This is a genomic window from Actinokineospora enzanensis DSM 44649 (assembly GCF_000374445.1).
GTDB classification, from domain to species: Bacteria; Actinomycetota; Actinomycetes; order Mycobacteriales; family Pseudonocardiaceae; genus Actinokineospora; species Actinokineospora enzanensis.
The window spans coordinates 278,391-294,529 of record NZ_KB894406.1 but is presented as its reverse complement, the minus strand read 5'-3'; the positions used below and the strand labels follow the sequence as shown (position 1 = coordinate 294,529).

Genomic DNA, 16,139 nt, shown 5'->3' with positions numbered 1-16,139 from the left:
GACACGTTCGCCGCGCCCGCCGCACAGCCGAGGCCGCGCGATACCCCTCGCGACCACCGTTACGCGCGACCTCCCGGGCGATCACCGAATGATGCCTGCCCAACAACCGGCCAATACACCGCAACGATCTTCCCGCGCGTAATTCCCGCGAAATCGTCTCCCGCTCTTCCACACCCAACACCACACGACACGCCACCGAGGCAATCTCCGATCACTCATGAACCCATGAAGATCATCTCACAGGCGGCGCATCGACCCATTGAGGTCAAGGAGCCCCAGTAGCCAACCAAGCCCAAGCATAAGCCTCGGCGATAAGCCCGACCCTGCTTCTGCCGAACTTCCCCGCTCGATCCGCTCCATCCGTTTAGGCACCGCCTACTATTTCCCTGCTTTCCTTGTCGTCTCGGCTGCTCTTTCATCCTGTCCTGCCTCGGCTGGTCAGGCATCCGCCTGCTGTTGGGGGCGGGGTCAGAGGGGGCAGTGGTGTAGGTCGGTTCTACCTTTTATTCCTAGTTTGGGGTAGATCTTGTGTAGGTGGTAGCCGATGGTTCGGGGGCTTAGGTGGAGGCGGGCGGCTATTTGGCGGTTGGTCAGGCCGGTGGCGGCCAGGTGGGCTATGGCTTGTTCTTGAGGAGTCAGGCCTGCGGGGGTTTGGGGTGGGGTGGGGGTGCCGCAGGCGCGGAGTTCGGTTTGGGTGGTGGTTAGCCAGGGGGTTGCGCGGAGGGTGGTGAAGAGGTCGGCGGCGAGAGTGAGGGGGATGCGGGCGTCTGTCGGGCGGCGGGATCTGCGGAGCCATTGGCCGTAGAGGAGGGCTGTTCGGGCGCGTTCGAAGGGGGTGGGGGTGTCGAGGGCGAGGGGGAAGTTGTGGTCTGGGGCCATGTTCAGCAGGGCAGCGCATCGAGGGGTTGTGGGGGTGGCCGGATTTCCCTGTCGTACCAACGCCTCCGTCAGGTCTGCGGCCGCCTCGTGCGCCACGGTGGGGTGGGCGCAGGGACCGTTCGGTATGGACAGGGTGGAGAGGCGGGTGGCGGCTTGGGCGTGGTCGCCTTGGGACAGGGCCAGGGTTGCCAGGGCGCGGGTCGCTTGGGCGGAGGCCAGGCGGTTGCCCACGGTTGCGGATAATGCTGCTGCGGCGGCGGATTTGCACGTCGTTGTGTCGCCTCGGGCTGATGCCAGGCGGGCCAGGAGGCTGTGGGCGTCGGCGGCCTGCACGGGTTGGGCGCAATCGTGGGCTGTGCGCAGGGCTTCTTGGGCGTGGTCGGTCGACTCGTCCCATAGGCCCAGGCGGTATTCGGTTTCGGCCAGCCAGATCAGGGGTGGGGCGATCAGGGCCAGCATTCCCTGGCGACGCATGTGGTCCAGGGCGGTCAGGCCGAATTCTCGGACGGCGGCGGGTCGGGTGCCGTGGGAGCTGATTGCCATGGGGAGTAGCCAGCGGTGGGCGCCTGAGTCGCGGATGGCGGATGGGGCCGCGGCCAGGACGGTCCATGGGTTGGAGCCGTGGTCGTCCAGGGTGCCGGTGACTGCTGCGGCGAGCCAGGATCCGAGGCGGTCGTAGCCGGGGATCGAGGCCAGCAGCCGTGCTGTGGCGGCGGCCTCCGGGAGCATTCCCGCGTGTCGGGCCGCGTCGACGGCCATCGGTAGTGACCAGGGGTTTCCGCCGTGGGACAGCATTTCGAAAGCGGTACGCTGGTCGCCCGAGGTCGACTCGATCATGCCGCGTAGGGCGGCGTCGCCGCCGATCTCCCGGGCCAGGTCGGGGTGGCCGGACTTCCAGGCGGCGTGGGCGGCTGCGGTTTGGCGTCGTTCGCGGGCTTCGGGGGTCGTGCTCAGTCGGGCGGCGGACAGGAGGACTCGGGCCGCGGTGGCGATCGCGCCTCGGGTGGACTCGGTTCGGGCGTCCTCCTCCAACTCTCCCGCCAGCTGTTCGTCCGGGCCGGACATTGCCAGTGCTCGTAGTGCTCGGGAGCGTCGAGGGTCCGGTTCGGACTCGGCTGCCGCCAGGTAGTGGCGGGGTTCGATGTGGACTCCTGGCGCGCGGGTTCGTCCGGTCGCCGCCGTCATGGCGAGTGTCTCCCGCTCCGACTCGGGCAGTGCCGCGAACCTGGAGCTGTAGGCGGAGGCCAGGCTCTCCCCCGCCAGCAGGGAACGCAACAACGCGGCGGGTGCGTGTCGGAAGTCCTGGAGTGCCAACGGGTTTCCGCCGGTGGCCTCGACCAGTGTCCGGACGGTGGCCGGGGACGCGTCCGGCAACAACACAGCCGCCGCCCGCTCCGATAGGCCGTCCAGTCGCAGGTCGGGGAAGCCGGTGAGTGCCGGACCGCGCGTGGCGAAGAACATCGCCGGGCCGGATCGTCTGGCCGCGAACAGGAGGACCTGGCGGGACGCCGGGTCCACGTCCTGCACATCGTCCACGACCACCGGCTGACCCACCGCCACCAGCAACGCGTGGGCCGCCGCGCATACGGCCAGGTCGGTCGTCGGGCCCGCGGACATGCCCAACGCACGACGCAGTGACTCGGCCTGGAACCCGGGCAGCACGTCCAGCGACCCGAGCAGCGGCGCCGTCACCTGGTGCAGCACCGCGAACGGCAGGTCCACCTCCCCCGGTGAACCCGCCGCCCGCAGCGCGTCGGGCACGGTCGAGAGCAGGGCCGTCTTCCCGATGCCCGCCTCGCCGTGCACGACCAGCGCACCGCCCGATCGCAGAACTTCCACCACCAGCGCGGTTTCCCGCTCCCGACCGACCAGCACGGGCCCAAGCTAGCGCCCGCATCCTGAGGAAACGGTCAGACTGGTCGGTTCGACAGATGCCACTCGCGATCGTCCCGGCGACCCTGGACGCCATGAGCGACGAACAAGAGACCCACACCGAGGAAACCAAGCGCTTCAGCAGGCGCAGGCTCCTCGCCACCAGTGGCGCCGCCGGGGCCGTGGGCGTGCTCGCCGGGGCCGTCGGCGGGGTGGCGCTGGTCCAGGGCGGCGCGCCGACGCCGACGATCACGCCGTCCGGTGCCCGGCGGTTCACCGACAAGGTCGTGCTGGTCACCGGCGCGACCTCCGGCATCGGCCGGGCCGCCGCGGTGCGGTTCGCCGCGGAGGGCGGCCGGGTGGCGTTCTGCGGTCGGCGGGAGAACCTCGGCAGGCAGGTGCAGGAGGAGATCCGGCGCGCGGGTGGCGAGGCCACCTACTGGCGCGCGGACGTGACCAGGGAGGACGACGTCCGCGCGTTCGTGGACGCGGCGGCGGCGAAGTACGGCGGACTGGACGTGTGCTTCGACAACGCGGGCATCACCATCCAGAAGCCGTTGCACGAGTACACCTCCGCCGAGTGGGACCAGGTGCACGCCACCAACCTGCGCGGGGTGTTCCTGTCGCTGAAGTACCAGATCCCGCACCTGCTCCGGCGCGGCGGCGGGACGGTCGTGGTCACCTCCTCCTCGAACGCGATCGCCACCGACGGCGGCAAGGCGGCCTACGCGGCGGCCAAGCGCGGGCTGGTCGCACTGGTGCAGTCGGCCGCGTTGGAGTACGCGACGCAGGGGATCCGGGTGAACGCGCTGGTCCCGGGCACCACGAACACCGAGCTGGTGCGCCGCGCAGCAGGCCAGGAGGGACTGCCGGACGCGGCGTGGGAGGCGATGGCGGCGGTCTGGGCGAAGTCCAACGTGCCCGGCATGATGCGGATGGCCACCGCGGACGAGATCGCGGTGTTCGCGCTCGCCCTGGCCTCCGCGGACTTCCCCTACCTGACCGGCGCGCAGCTGGTGATCGACGGCGGCAAGACGGCCCATGCCTGACCCGGTCATGCCGTCACCCGCGCCAGCACGACGCCGCCGACGATCAGGGCCAGCGCGAGCAGCCGACCGGGAGTGGCCGGGTCCTTGCCGACCAGCACGCCGACGGTGATCGTGCCGACCGCGCCGATCCCGGTGAACACCGCGTACGCCGTGCCCACCGGGATCGTGGTCATCGCGCGGGACAGCAGGTATACCGCGCTCACGCCCAGCACCAGGCACAACAGCGTCGGCAGCGGGCGGGTGAAGCTCTCCGTCGGCTTGATGCTCAACGCCCACGCGATCTCCACCAGCCCGGCCGCGACCAGCGTCAGCCAACCCATCTGCGGACCGCCAACCCGGCGACCAGGTTGTCCACGGCCGCCTCGGCCCGGGCGACCGACTCGTGGTGCTTGTCGGTCAGGTGGCTCAGGACGGGATCGACCAGCGTGTTGGCCAGCTCCACGTTCAGGAACACCGGGTCCTCGACGGCGAAGTGCCCCGAGAAGAAGTCCCGGAGATATCGCTCCTGGTGGTCGAACACGTACTTCGGCGTGCCCGGACCATAGGCGCCGCCGCGGGCGCCGAGCACCACGAACACCCGGCCTGCCAACGACATCCGGGGGAAGGTGATCTGGTCGATCCAGGTCTTGAGCGCGCCGGGGACCGAGTAGTTGTACATCGGGCTGCCGATCAGGACCACGTCCGCGGCCAGCACCTCGGCGAGCAACGGCTCCACCACCGCCCACGCGGCGGCGCGTCCTGGCGTGGTGACGACGTCGGGGTAGCGGGCCGGGTCGGTGATCCCGTGCCGTAACAGGTCGTCGCAGATCTCGGTCCAGGCCTCGCCGATCGGCGGCGGCGGGTCGGTCGCGAGATCACGGTAGGTGTAGCCGCCGCCGGGGTCGGCGGCACGCCAGGAATCGGCGAACCGGCTGGTCAGGGCGCGGGAGAAGGACCGGCGACGGGCGCTGGCGTCGAGGTGGAGCAGGTGCATGGCAGACCTCCGGATAAGCGGACGCCGTGTCCACTTACTACGGTCAACCGGACAGGCTGTCCACCTATTCCCGGGTCGAGGCACTAGGTTGGCCGCATGCCTGGAGAGCGCGCTGACGCGGCCCGCAACCGCGCGCGCGTGTTGGCCGCGGCCGACGAGCTGTTCGCGGATCGGGGCGCGCGGAACGTGACCATGGACGACATCGCGCGCGCAGCGGGAGTCGGCCGGGGCACGCTCTACCGCCGCTACCCCGACCGCGCCGCCATCGCGCTGGCCCTGCTCGACGAACACGAGCGGGCGTTGCAGGAGAAGCTGATCGGCGGGGAGCCGCCGCTGGGACCGGGCGCGCCGCCCGCGGAACGGCTGGCCGCGTTCTACGCCGCGATGGTCGACCTGCTCGACCGGCACAGCCACCTGGCGCTCGGCGCGGAGGTCGGGCACTCCCGGTTCGCCACCGGCGCCTACGGCTTCTGGCGCGCACACGTGCGGGCGCTGCTTGTCGAGGCGGGGACGGCGGACCCGGACGCGCTCGTGGACGCCGCGCTCGCGCCGCTGGCGCCGGAGGTGTTCAAGCACCAGCGGGAGGAGCGTGGGCTCACGACCGAGCGTGTCACCGAAGGTCTACGCGCGTTGGCGCACGGGCTGACCGCCTGAGCGCATGAGCAGGTGGGGTGGGACGAAGCCGTCCCACCCCACCTGATTCAACTACCGAAGGCAGACCGGTCCACCGCGCCGGGACACGTCATCCCGTCCTGCCCACGCCGGAGACGACCTGGCTTCGGAGTGCCGTCGGTCCTACGCGGAGCAGGACGGCTCACCGGACTGCGCGGGCAGCGAGATGGCGTTCCAGGCGGCCTTGGTCTTGTTGTACAGACCGCAGGTCGGGTCGAGCGACTTCGCCGCGCTGAGGGTGGCGACCCGGTACTTCTTGTAGGTCATGCCGCTGGTCTTGAGCAGCATGGCGCCGTAGAAGATCCGGCCGGCGTCCTTGACACCGACACCGACCACCGTGGAGTTGTTGCAGGTGGGGCTGGTCGGCTTGCCGCTGCCCGGGTTCGAGCCCTCGGCCAGCAGGTAGAACCAGTGGTTGATCGGGCCAGCGGCCTTGTGCACCTCGGTGCTCGGGATCGAGGAGCTGTAGCAGTTCGGGTCCCGGTTCACCAGGGACGGGTTGTACATGTTGCGGATCGGGCCGGAACCCTGCAGGTTGACCGACTCGCCGACGGTGTAGTCCGGCTTGTCCTTCGGGTTGTTGGCGTACGCCTCGGTCAACGCGCCGAAGATGTCGCCGGTGCCCTCACCGAGACCGGCCTCCTTGGAGGTGCCGCCCGGGGTGTTCTGGTCCAGGCCGTGACCGTACTCGTGGCCGACCACGTCCATGGACGCGATCCACTTGTTGGCCGAGTTGTGGCCGATGGTGATCTGCGAGCCGTCCCAGTAGGCGTTCAGCTGGTTGAGCCCGACCTTGGTCGGCCAGCTGCGGCCGGAACCGGTGTGGCCGTTGCGGCCCAGCCAGTCCTTGAGCATGTTCCACTCCTGCTGGGCGTCGTACATGACGTCGCCGCAGCCGGTCTCCTTGCTGGAGGCGCTGCCGGTGCCCCAGGAGTCGGTGGACTTGGTGAACACCTGGCCGCCGCTGTAGTCGGCGCACTGCAGGCCGGGGCGGGTGGTGTCGGCCAGCCGGTAGCTGCTGCCCGACTTGGAGGTGTCGATCTTGACCTGGCCGTTCCACTCGCTGTTGAGGGTGCCCTCGGCGGCGTCCTCGACCTGGTCGAGCACGGCACCGGTGGTCGCGTCCACCCACACGGTCAGGTGGCTGGGGCCGCCCGCCTTGGTGGTGCCGACGAGCAGCTGCTCCCAGGCCAGCGCGGCCTTGTCGTCGGTCACCTTGATGACCAGCCTGCTGGCCTCGGCCTTGCTCGTCGTGGCCTGCTGGGCACGCGCGGTCCGCTCCGCGGCGGCCTTGGCGACCTTCGCGGTGGTGGACGGCACGGCCAACGCGGCGCTGGTGCCCGCCACGGTCGCGCGGACCTGGCCCGAACCGTCGGCGAACACGGTGGCGTCGCCGCCGACCACCGGCATGCCGCGCCAGGTGCGCTGGTAGCTGACCGAGTACAGGTCGTTGACGAACGGGGTGACCAGGTCCCGCTGGTAGGTCTCGTCCGGGTTCTTCACCAACGCGTCCAGGCCACCCGCCGCCGCCCGGTCCGCCGCGGCGACCGCGATCGCCTGACGGTCCTGGGGCTTGGCCTGGTCCTGGCTGGCGAACACGGGCGACGCGGTCAGGGCGACCGCGCCACTGGCGAGTACGGCGAGAGCCACCCCCGCCGTCAACGTCTTTCGCTTCATGAACGCTCCTCGTATGCAGGGTTGCGCGCCCGGCACCGCTCGCCGCCGCCTGTCGGCGACCCACCGGCGACCGGACCCCGTGGGCGCACTGGCGACGCAGAGGTGTACGTGCGTCACCGAGCGCAACCGAGCATTCAGACGCGGCCGAGGTCGGTCAACTGATCACATGGTGGGAATGCCCGTTTGTCAACATCAGTCAAATCCACAATGCTGCGCGTTCGTGCGCAATTATGACGGATCGCCAGGTGAATGCGCGGGTGGGTGTCGTTCGCATTACCGACTGGCGAAATCTGTCAGGCTGGCATCCGATAGCGGCCGGACCGGTGATATGGCCCCGAACGGCCGACAACGAATGGCCGGTAAACAGTTGTCACCGCCATCGCGCGACCCCGGTTCGCGGTGAGTCGCCCGTGCGGTGCCGAGGGCGTGGAGCGGCCACGACGATGGTTGCTATCCGGCAGAAACGCACATTTCAGACACCGCCGGGCTAGTCGGCGGGCGAGGAGACACCCGATGACCCCACCCCGGGGCAGGGACTCCCGTTTCGGTGACGGTCGAAAACGAGCAGGCAGACACTTGTTTGGGCGTTCCATTGTGCGGCGATCCCACTTTTCGCGAGGTACCGTCGAAACGCGAATGCCCGCGCCGCCCGCCTGGTGAACTGCGGTGGGACGGCCGATCACGTCGGCCGTCCCTGGTGTCGCTACTCCGCGTATTCGCCGTAGTGCTCGGTGAGGATCTCCATGTTGTGGCCGTTCGGGTCGTCGAAATAGACGCCACGGCCGCCGTCCCGGGTGTTGATCTCGTTGGGGTGTTGGTGGAACGGGTCGGCCCAGTGCGTGATGCCGCGGGCGCGGATCTTGGCGTAGACCGCGTCGAACTCCGCCTCGCTGAGCTTGAACGCGTAGTGCTGGCCGGTGATCGGGCCGGGCACCCGCAGGAAGTCCAGCGATGCGGAGTTCGACAGGGCGACGACCTGGAACGGGCCGAACGGGGTCGGCTCGGGCAGGTCGAGCAGCTCGGCCAGGAAGCGCGCGGAGGCGAGATCGTCGCCCGAGTGCACGATGGTGTGGTTGAACTCGACGGTCATGGGATTCCCTCCAGTGGTCATTCCTCCCACATCCGACGGTAACCCCTCCACCTAACTGGAGGTCCAGTCGATTCCGGCGGCGGCCGTGGGGTAGTCGAGATAGCCCGCGGCGCCGCCGGTGTAGTAGGTGGCGGGGTCGCCCTGGGCCAGCGGGAGGTCCAGGGCGAGGCGGCTGACCAGGTCGGGGTTGGCGATGAACGGGGTGCCGAAGGAGACCGCATCGGCGGTGCCCGCGGCGAGGGCGGCGTCGGCGGTGGCGCGGGTGAAGCCGTGGTTGACGATCAGCGGGCCGGTGAATCGTCGGCGGTGGCGGGTGAAGACGTCCGGGTCGGGGGTGCCGGGGCCGCGCAGGTGCAGGTGGGCGACGGGGTGCCGGTCCAGCTCGGTGACCAGGTCGTCGTGGTGGGCGGGGTCGGTGGCGAACCGGCCGTCGGACCACCAGGGGGCGAGGCGGACGCCCACGCCGTGGTCCCAGGGGTCGGCCGCGGCGGCGATGATCTCCAGGAGGAGTGTGGCGCGGTCGGTGCCGTAGGTGTCGGTGCGTCGGTTGAGCCGGGGGTTCAGGAACTGGGGCACGAGCGAGGTGCCCAGCGCGTGGATCTCGACACCGGCGAAACCGGCGCGTCGGGCGTTGGCCGACGCGGTGCGGTAGTCGTCGATGGCGGTGCGGATGTCGTCGGCGGTCATCTCGCGTGGAGTGACGGTCGGCCGCGGACCGGACGGGGTGTGGCAGATCTCCTGCGGGTCGATCGCGGACGGGCCTGCCGGGCGGGTGCCGCCGAGCAGGTCGGGGTGGGACACGGCGCCGCTGTGCCAGAGTTGGGCGATCATGCGGCCGCCATGCGCGCGGACCACGTCGGTGACCCGTCGCCAGCCTGTGACCTGGGCCTCGCTGTACAGGCCGGGAACACCGACGAAGCCGATCGCGCGCTCGCTGACCCACGTCCCCTCGGTGATGATCAGCCCGGCGGTGGCGCGTTGCGCGTAGTAGGTGGCGTGCCGCTCGGTGGGCACGCCGTCGGTCGCCCTTGCCCTGGTCAACGGGGCCATGACGATGCGGTTGGGCAGTGTCAAGTCGCCCAGCGTGAGCGGGCTGAGCAGGGTCGTGGTCATGGTCGGTCGCTCCTCGTTGTCACATCGGCCGGTGCAGGCTCGTCCGTTCAGGTGACGAACGGCGACAGGGGAAGGTGACCGATGGACGCGCTCGCGGACCGATTCGAGGCCCAACGCGGCAGGCTGCGCGGGGTGGCCTACCGGATGCTCGGCTCACTCGCGGAGGCCGAGGACGCGGTGCAGGAGACGTGGCTGCGGCTGAGCCGGGTGGACTCGCACGGCATCGACGATCTGGCCGCCTGGTTACGCACCGTCGTATCCCGGATCTGCCTGGATATGCTGCGCACCCGCGCGGCGCGGCGAGAGGAACCGGACCTGCCGGAGGTGATCGACTCGCGTGGTGGGCCCGCCGAGGAAGCGGAGCTGGCGGAATCGGTGGGGCGGGCTTTGCTGGTGGTGTTGGACGCGCTTGGACCTGCGGAACGGGTGGCGTTCGTACTGCACGATCTGTTCGGGGTGCCGTTCGATCGGATCGGGCCGGTGTTGGATCGCACTCCGGTCGCGGCGAAGAAGCTGGCCAGCCGGGCGCGGCAGCGGGTTCGTGGGGTGTCAGCCGGGTCCGCGCCTGCGCACGGGGCGTTCGAGGAGCCTGGCGTGTCCGGGGAGCCTGCGGCGAATCGGCATGTGGTCGAGGCGTTTCTGGCGGCGGCTCGCGGTGGTGACGTGGATGCGTTGCTCGCCGTGTTGGCGCCTGACGTGGTGCGGCGGCTGGTCGGTCCGGGCGGTGTGGTGTCGGAGGTTCGCGGCGCCGGGGCGGTGACCAGGGAGATCGTGGCGTTCGCGCAGCGGGCGGACGTGGTGTTGCTCGACGGTGGTGTGGGCGGTGTGGTCGCGCCGTTCGGGCGGCTCACGGCTGTGCTGCGGGTTTCCGTCGTGCGCGGTCGGGTGGCGGAGTACGAGGTGATCACCGACCCGGTCCGTGCGCATGCGTGCGTGATCACGCTACCCGACTGGCTCCGACCAATGGTGGCACCGGCTCCGATGTGGAGTCAGCCTTCGGGGTTGTCGAGGAAGTCGTAGTTCTCGTCGACCAAGGGGTCGTCCGGAGTGGGGGCGCGCGGTGGAGGTGGTGGTCCCTCGTCGATGATGTCGTCAAGGGACTGGCCGTCCTCGATCGCCGCGTAGGCCTGGCGCATGCCGCGCACCCCGGGGGCAAGGGCGGACTGGACCTCCGGATCGTCCATGTGCCGCCCGGCGGCGAGGTCGGACCACGTCAGTTCACCCCGGTCGATGCGTTCCTGGAGGGCGCGCAGAGCGGGCGGGGCCGAATCGGCGCGGGCGTGTTGTTCCAGCAACGCCAAGTCCTCTTGGGACAACGATGTGGCGGGCACCGTGCGTTCGACCTGTTGGGCCGCAACGATTGCCTCATCGAGGCCGACCTCCGCAGCCTCCAGGTCGGCCAACGCCTCGGCGATGCGGGGATCGCGGCTGAGGTCGGTCACGTGGACTCCTCGTGCCAGGGAAGATCCGACCAGCCCGCCTGGGCGACCTCGTCACGAGTCGCCCAGCGGGTGGTGTCGGGGTTGTAGGTGTTGCCGCAGGCAGACCAGTCCGGGGGCTCGGGGACGATGGCGCGGTCACCGGAGGACGCGTCGTCGGGGGTGCACCACACCGAGCCGCAGGTGTCGCACATCAGGGACAGGGGGATGACCGGGCGGAGCAGGCCCTGGTCGTCGAACGGGCATTCCCGCAGCCACATCATGGCGTCGATCCAAGCACACTGCTCGGGATGCCGGAGACCGGGAACGCGGTGACGACTTCGTTCCCGTTGCGCAGGACCAGCTGGATGTAGCTCACCTGCGGGTTGCCCCCCTGTCCACCCGGGACACCGCCGACATAGCCGACCGGCTGGCCCATGTTGACGTAGTGCGAGATGTTCCCGTTCGGCTGGGCGATGCTCACCACGCCGCCCCGCTGGACCCGGGCGTACGCGTCGTCGACCATGCGGACGACGTCGTTTCCGTTGGCGCTGTTGAAGACGCCGTGCTGCGGGCGGTTGGGGATGTCGTTCGCGTGGTTCATCACATGGTCGTAGCGGTTCGCGAACGCGGGGCTCGGGTCCGGGCCGTAGACCAGGCCGCCCGGGGAGCGGTAGGTGTTCGTACCGGTCGCGGTGAGCGTGCACGGGACCAGGCCGAGCGGGTCGGCGGCGACCAGCGGGTTGGTCGGGTACGCGGCGGGGTCCGGGCCCGCCAGCAGTCCGAGCGGGTCGCGGGAGGCGTACCGGCCGGTGTCCGGGTCGTAGTACCGCATGTAGTTGTAGTGCTGGCCGGTCTCGGCGTCGTGGTACTGGCCGGGGAACCTGAGTGGACAGTCGGTTCCCGTGGCGGCTTCGGCGGTCGGGGCGCCCCAGAGGTCGGTGCTCGACTGCCAGGCGATGTCACCTGCCTCGTCCAGCAGCTCGGTCGGGGTGCCGACCAGGTCCGTGACCAGGGCGTAGAAGCGGTCGTCCACGGTCTGGGTGATCGGCCGGACGTCGCCGGGCCGGGTCTCCCAGGTGGTCACACCCTCCACAGTGGACTGTTCGGCCAGGACCACACCGTCCCAGGTGAACTCGATCTGCTCGACGACCAGGCCCGCGTCGTCCATGCGCTGCTTGGCGATCCGGCGGCCGAGCGCGTCGTAGCCGTACCGCCAGCGCACGCCGTTCGGGGTGATCACCTCGACCAGGCGGTCCTCGGCGTCCCAGGTGTAGTGCCAGGAACGTGCCTGGCCGGACAGGGTGCGCTTGGTCTTGGTGACCACGCGGCCCTGCTCGTCGTACCGGTAGCGCGGGCCGTCGAGGGTGACGCGGGCACCTGCCCGGTCGTAGGCGTAGCGCTCGGTCCAGCCCGCGGCGCGGACGGTGGTGACGCGGCCCGCGGCGTCGAGGTCGAAGCGGCGATCGCCGCCGAGCGTGTCGTCGATGCCCGCGACCAGGCCGTCGCCGCGGTAGCGGTAGCGGCGCTGCCACCCGCGGCCCGCCGCGGTGGTGACGGCCTGTCCGGTGAGGCGGTGGTTGGCGTCCCAGGTCTGGCCGACCGCGGCGCCGTCGCCGAACAGGCGGCGCACCTCGCGGCCCGCGACGTCGTAGTCGAACCGGACCGTCCGGCCCGCGGTGGCGAGGCCGACGAGCCGGTCGGCGGGGTCGTATACCCATGTGGACACCGCGCCCGAGGACGTGGTGCGCTGGACGCGCCTGCCCGCGCGGTCGTAGGCGGAGGTGACGGTGCGGCCGTCGCAGGTCTCGGACAGCACCCGGCCGAGAGCGTCCCGTGTGTACCGGACGTCGGCGTCGGCGTTGGCGGCGCGCAGGAGCCTGCCGACCGGGTCGAACTCGAACACCGACAGCGCCCCGCCCGCACGCTTCTCGACGGCGTTGCCGAGGGCGTCCCGGGTGAACTCGACGACCTCCCCCGCGCCGTTGGTCCGGCGGGTCAGCCGACCGGCGGCGTCCTGCTCGTAGCCGAGGGTCCGACCGTGGAAGTCGGTCTCCCGGACCAGGTTACCGGCCGCGTCGTACTCGTAGCGCCACACCCGGCCCGCCGCGTTGGTCACCGAGGTGAGCTTGAGCCGCGCGTCGTAGCCGAACTCCAGCCGGGTGCCGTCCGGGGCGGTCCGGGCGGCGGGCAGGTCGAAGTGGGTGATCTCGGTGCGGGACACCGCGCCCATCGGGTCGACGTGTTCGACCTGGTTGCCCTCGCCGTCGTAGCGCCAGCGGTCCACCGAACCGTCCGGGGCGGTGCGGGACACCAGTCTGCCCTCTATGGACCATCCCAACACGACAGTCCCACCGAGCGGGTCGATGATCCGGGCGACGCGGCCGAACGGGTCGCGGGCGTACTGGGTGACCGCGCCGAGCGGGTCGGTCACCGCGACGGGCAGCCCGGCCGGGTCGGTCAGCAGGCGGGTGGTGGCGCCCATCGGGTCGGTGACCGCGATCTGGTTGGGGCCGTACTCCGTGTTGGTGACCGCACCGGCGGGGTCGGTGATCGCGATGATCCGGCCGCGGTCGTCGTAGGCACGCTTCCAGACGGCGCCATCGGGGTCGGTGATCCGGGTCGGACGCCCGGCCTGGTCGTAGTCGACGGTGGCTTCGGCGCCGTTCGGGTAGGTGACGGCGACGAGCCTGCCGGTGTCGTCGTAACGGTTTCGGGTGGTGTTGCCGAGTGGGTCGATCCGGGCGACAATCCTGTCTCGACTGTCCCATTCGGACTGTACGATGTGGCCCAACGGGTTGGTCTCGGCGACGACGTTGCCGCGCTCGTCGTAGCGGTAGGTCGTGGTGGCGCCGAGGGCGTCGGTGTAGCGGGTGGTGCGGGTGGCTCGGTCGTAGCCGAAGGTGCCGTTGAGGAATCCGCCTGCGCCCTGGTTGGCGACGCAGGCGCCGGTCGAGTCGTACAGGTAGCGGTACCACTGGTCGTTGCGGTCGATCCAGCGGACGACCCGACCGGCGGTGTCGTACTCGAAGCGCAGTGCCTGGTGGGACGAGTTGAGCACCTGGGCGAGATCTCCGGACTCGCTGTACCGGTAGCGCGCGACGGTGATGTCCTCACCCGCCGGGTCGCGCAGGCGCAGGGCGGTGACGCGGTCGGCCTCGGTGTCGACGTCGATGCGGTAGCCGCCGGAGTGGGTGATGCGGGTCAGCACGCCCGCGTCGTAATGCAGGTCGATCCGGTTGTCGACGGCGTCGGTGATCGCGGCGAGGGGGCGGGTCGCGCCGGTGCCCGCGAAGTGCAGGACCTGGTTGCCACGGGTGATGGTGTAGCCGCCGTCGGTGCGACGCAGTGGCCACTCAGGACCGGCGACCGGGAGTCCGTCGGCCGGGTAGACGAGGATGACACCGTCGTCGGCAATGTAGACGATGCCCCGGGAGTCGAGTTCGAGGCGTTGGTCGATTGTGGACGCCCAGGATCGGCCGAACAGGCGGCCCGCGCGGTGCGAGGAGACGTGGGTGCGGCGGATCACCAGCGGGAGCGTGCCCGCGAGCTCGGCGTCGGTCTGGCCGATGATCACATCGCCGGTGACGATGTCGACCGGGTCGCCGCAGGTGGTGCGGTTGCACTCCGGGGTGCGGGTCGTGTTCGGGTCGGCGGGCCGGTTCGTGCCGGGTTCGCCGCCGCTCTGGCTCGGGTTCGTCGCGTTGCCTGCGATCGGGACAGTCCCATTAGGACTGTCCTGCCGGGCACTGTTCCGTTCGTCGATCAACCCACGGGCGTTGTCGTGCGCGCTGGCGGCGGCGGACGCGGCCGAGGTCGCGCCCGCGTGCACGGCCTGCGCGCCGCCGCGCACCGAGTCGGCGCCGTGCTTGACGCTCGCCGCGCCATGGGCGGCCTGGTTGCCGGTGTTGATCGCGTCGTTGAGGTCGCGGACGTCCTTGAGCTTGGCCAGTGCGCCGCCGACCTGGCGGATGCCGTCGATGACCTGGCGGGCGCCGGTGATGATCGCCTTGATGCCGTCGATCAGCTGCACGATGGCGTTGTAGAGCTGGATGCCGTCGTAGACGAGCTTGACCGCGCGGGCCCAGCCGACCGCCGGGATGGGCAGCATGGCGGCGGCCTGGATCAGCTTGTCCACCAACCGCTTGATCAGGCTCAACGCCTGGTCGCAGGCCCGCCGCGAGCCGTCCGCGACCTTGCGCAGCGCCATCCCGATCAACCCGGCGGCCTGCGCGTCCGCCTCCAGCCCGAGCGTCCAGTCGGTGCCGATCAGCTGCCGGAACCGGTCGAACGCCGCACCCTGCCACCCGTGGGACAGCTCGGACAAACCGGAGTTCATGTTGTTCCGGATCGCCTGCAGGGCGTCCTTGACGTTGCCCCACTCCGCCGCCTGCCGCGCGATCTTCTCGAAGTCCCCGGTGATCGGCGTGATCACCGACTCGACCAGCGACTCACCGACCACCTTCCGCCACACCCAGTCGACGGCCCGAACCTCGATCCCCGCACCCCGCACGGCTTCCTGCACGGACGGCCCACCCGCGGTACTGGGCGCCCGGTTGAGCAACGCAATGGGATCGGTCGCGTCGGCGTATCCGGTCATCGGGCACCGCCACGAATGGTCGGCGTCCGCACGTCATCCAGACCGCGTCCCGCCGTGTCCAGCCCACTCTTTCCGGCGAGATCACTGTCCTGATACGCCGTGGCGGCCTCGTCGAGACTGGTCTTGACCTCGGTGATCTTGCGGTTGGCGGTTTTGAGGGTATCGCCGTAGAGGTTGACGACGCCGGTCACGGCGGGGACGAGAAGCTGCAGCAGACCGGTAAAACCGGACGTATCGCCGCCCTTACTCCGCGCGTGTCCGTCTACCGCCGTGAACTGACCGGCCACGCGATCGAGCATGCCCGCATAACCCTGCAGCTCACGCGGATCGACGTGAAAACCCTCTGCCACCGGACGCCCCCTCCATCACCACACCCCGAACGCGACTTCGACGTGCGGGACGAGGTGAAGTTCCCGACAGGCAGGAAATCGCCATTGGACCGGAATGAACAGGTCCGCAGGATTCACCAGGGCAGGTGCGGTTCACGGTGGTTGTACTTGCGGAAGTCCCGTTTGCCCTTCTCGATGGCGGGCTCGTCGAAGACATCCCAGTAGGCGCGCAGCACCGTGAGAGCCAGATCCATCGTGACGGTGCCGGTGAGAGGCTCGCTGTACTTGTTCTCGATCTCCAGCCGATCCTTGGTGATCAGCACGAACCAGGCATTCCCATTGGCCTCATACGCCTCGTCGGTCTCCCCTGACAGCCGCTGCTCGATCGCGTCCAGCAACTCGACCAACCAATGGCTACTACCTTGGACATCCGACGTCAACCAGCCCGCGACAAGATCGCTCGGGCT

15 protein-coding genes are annotated in these 16,139 nt (G+C 70.1%); 3 read left to right on the top strand and 12 right to left on the bottom strand.

The features are described from left to right. A partial coding sequence (locus tag C503_RS44400; RefSeq protein WP_169514514.1) for a helix-turn-helix domain-containing protein occupies window positions 1–172 on the bottom strand: 172 nt, incomplete at its 3' end. 296 nt (window positions 173–468) lie between these two features. Beyond that, a complete protein-coding gene (locus C503_RS0108275) occupies window positions 469–2,754 on the bottom strand; it encodes a helix-turn-helix transcriptional regulator (RefSeq protein ID WP_018681720.1) in 2,286 nt (761 codons plus the stop codon). Between the two features lie 92 nt (window positions 2,755–2,846). Between C503_RS0108275 and C503_RS0108270 the strand changes: the two genes are divergently transcribed. Next, window positions 2,847–3,800 carry an SDR family NAD(P)-dependent oxidoreductase gene (locus tag C503_RS0108270; RefSeq protein WP_051114779.1) on the top strand — a complete coding sequence of 318 codons (954 nt, stop codon included), beginning with the start codon at window positions 2,847–2,849 and terminating at the stop codon, window positions 3,798–3,800. A 5-nt stretch (window positions 3,801–3,805) separates the two neighbouring features. Here the strand turns inward: C503_RS0108270 and C503_RS0108265 are convergent, their stop codons facing one another. After that, window positions 3,806–4,120, bottom strand: coding sequence for a DMT family transporter (locus tag C503_RS0108265; protein ID WP_018681718.1), 315 nt, complete (start codon window positions 4,118–4,120; stop codon window positions 3,806–3,808). Beyond that, window positions 4,108–4,773: an FMN-dependent NADH-azoreductase gene (locus C503_RS0108260; RefSeq protein ID WP_018681717.1), complete on the bottom strand. Its 666-nt coding sequence runs from the start codon at window positions 4,771–4,773 to the stop codon at window positions 4,108–4,110. Before C503_RS0108260 ends, C503_RS0108265 begins: the two co-directional genes overlap by 13 nt. Before the next feature lie 96 nt (window positions 4,774–4,869). Here C503_RS0108260 and C503_RS38600 point away from each other — a divergent pair, with 96 nt between their 5' ends. Beyond that, entirely contained in the window at window positions 4,870–5,427 is a 558-nt protein-coding gene (locus tag C503_RS38600; RefSeq protein WP_033400334.1) for a helix-turn-helix domain-containing protein, read from the top strand. Between the two features lie 141 nt (window positions 5,428–5,568). Here the strand turns inward: C503_RS38600 and C503_RS0108250 are convergent, their stop codons facing one another. From C503_RS0108250 to C503_RS0108240, 3 genes are all read right to left on the bottom strand, one after another. Further along, window positions 5,569–7,122, bottom strand: coding sequence for a M4 family metallopeptidase (locus C503_RS0108250; protein ID WP_018681715.1), 1,554 nt, complete (start codon window positions 7,120–7,122; stop codon window positions 5,569–5,571). 703 nt (window positions 7,123–7,825) lie between these two features. Next, the gene (locus C503_RS0108245; protein WP_018681714.1) at window positions 7,826–8,212 is read right to left on the bottom strand and encodes a VOC family protein; all 387 of its coding nucleotides are present in this window, start codon (window positions 8,210–8,212) and stop codon (window positions 7,826–7,828) included. Between the two features lie 51 nt (window positions 8,213–8,263). Then, window positions 8,264–9,325, bottom strand: a complete 1,062-nt coding sequence (locus C503_RS0108240; RefSeq protein WP_018681713.1) for an oxidoreductase — start codon at window positions 9,323–9,325, stop codon at window positions 8,264–8,266. Window positions 9,326–9,406: 81 nt separating this feature from the next. Between C503_RS0108240 and C503_RS0108235 the strand changes: the two genes are divergently transcribed. After that, window positions 9,407–10,345, top strand: a complete 939-nt coding sequence (locus C503_RS0108235; RefSeq protein ID WP_018681712.1) for a sigma-70 family RNA polymerase sigma factor — start codon at window positions 9,407–9,409, stop codon at window positions 10,343–10,345. Here C503_RS0108235 and C503_RS0108230 read toward each other — a convergent pair. From C503_RS0108230 to C503_RS0108210, 5 genes are all read right to left on the bottom strand, one after another. Then, window positions 10,315–10,767 carry a hypothetical protein gene (locus C503_RS0108230; RefSeq protein ID WP_018681711.1) on the bottom strand — a complete coding sequence of 151 codons (453 nt, stop codon included), beginning with the start codon at window positions 10,765–10,767 and terminating at the stop codon, window positions 10,315–10,317. The two genes, C503_RS0108235 and C503_RS0108230, sit on opposite strands and share 31 nt — an antisense overlap. Further along, window positions 10,764–11,027, bottom strand: a complete 264-nt coding sequence (locus tag C503_RS0108225) for a hypothetical protein (RefSeq protein WP_156893060.1) — start codon at window positions 11,025–11,027, stop codon at window positions 10,764–10,766. Before C503_RS0108225 ends, C503_RS0108230 begins: the two co-directional genes overlap by 4 nt. Next, on the bottom strand, window positions 11,024–15,343 hold the full coding sequence (locus C503_RS0108220; RefSeq protein ID WP_018681709.1) for a DUF6531 domain-containing protein: 4,320 nt from the start codon (window positions 15,341–15,343) through the stop codon (window positions 11,024–11,026). Before C503_RS0108220 ends, C503_RS0108225 begins: the two co-directional genes overlap by 4 nt. After that, complete coding sequence (locus tag C503_RS0108215) at window positions 15,340–15,693, bottom strand: type VII secretion target (RefSeq protein WP_026316089.1); 354 nt, start codon at window positions 15,691–15,693, stop codon at window positions 15,340–15,342. Before C503_RS0108215 ends, C503_RS0108220 begins: the two co-directional genes overlap by 4 nt. A gap of 113 nt (window positions 15,694–15,806) precedes the next feature. Further along, window positions 15,807–16,079, bottom strand: a complete 273-nt coding sequence (locus C503_RS0108210; protein ID WP_018681707.1) for a hypothetical protein — start codon at window positions 16,077–16,079, stop codon at window positions 15,807–15,809. Window positions 16,080–16,139 lie beyond the last annotated feature (60 nt).

Excerpts from the sequence above, each read along its gene's own strand:
- C503_RS0108220 (WP_018681709.1), bottom strand. The coding sequence starts at position 15,343 with ATGACCGGATACGCCGACGCGACCGATCCCATTGCGTTGCTCAACCGG.
- C503_RS0108245 (WP_018681714.1), bottom strand. The coding sequence starts at position 8,212 with ATGACCGTCGAGTTCAACCACACCATCGTGCACTCGGGCGACGATCTC.
- C503_RS0108260 (WP_018681717.1), bottom strand. The coding sequence starts at position 4,773 with ATGCACCTGCTCCACCTCGACGCCAGCGCCCGTCGCCGGTCCTTCTCC.
- C503_RS0108270 (WP_051114779.1), top strand. The coding sequence starts at position 2,847 with ATGAGCGACGAACAAGAGACCCACACCGAGGAAACCAAGCGCTTCAGC.
- C503_RS0108250 (WP_018681715.1), bottom strand. The coding sequence starts at position 7,122 with ATGAAGCGAAAGACGTTGACGGCGGGGGTGGCTCTCGCCGTACTCGCC.
- C503_RS0108240 (WP_018681713.1), bottom strand. The coding sequence starts at position 9,325 with ATGACCACGACCCTGCTCAGCCCGCTCACGCTGGGCGACTTGACACTG.
- C503_RS0108235 (WP_018681712.1), top strand. The coding sequence starts at position 9,407 with ATGGACGCGCTCGCGGACCGATTCGAGGCCCAACGCGGCAGGCTGCGC.
- C503_RS0108265 (WP_018681718.1), bottom strand. The coding sequence starts at position 4,120 with ATGGGTTGGCTGACGCTGGTCGCGGCCGGGCTGGTGGAGATCGCGTGG.
- C503_RS38600 (WP_033400334.1), top strand. The coding sequence starts at position 4,870 with ATGCCTGGAGAGCGCGCTGACGCGGCCCGCAACCGCGCGCGCGTGTTG.
- C503_RS0108225 (WP_156893060.1), bottom strand. The coding sequence starts at position 11,027 with ATGATGTGGCTGCGGGAATGCCCGTTCGACGACCAGGGCCTGCTCCGC.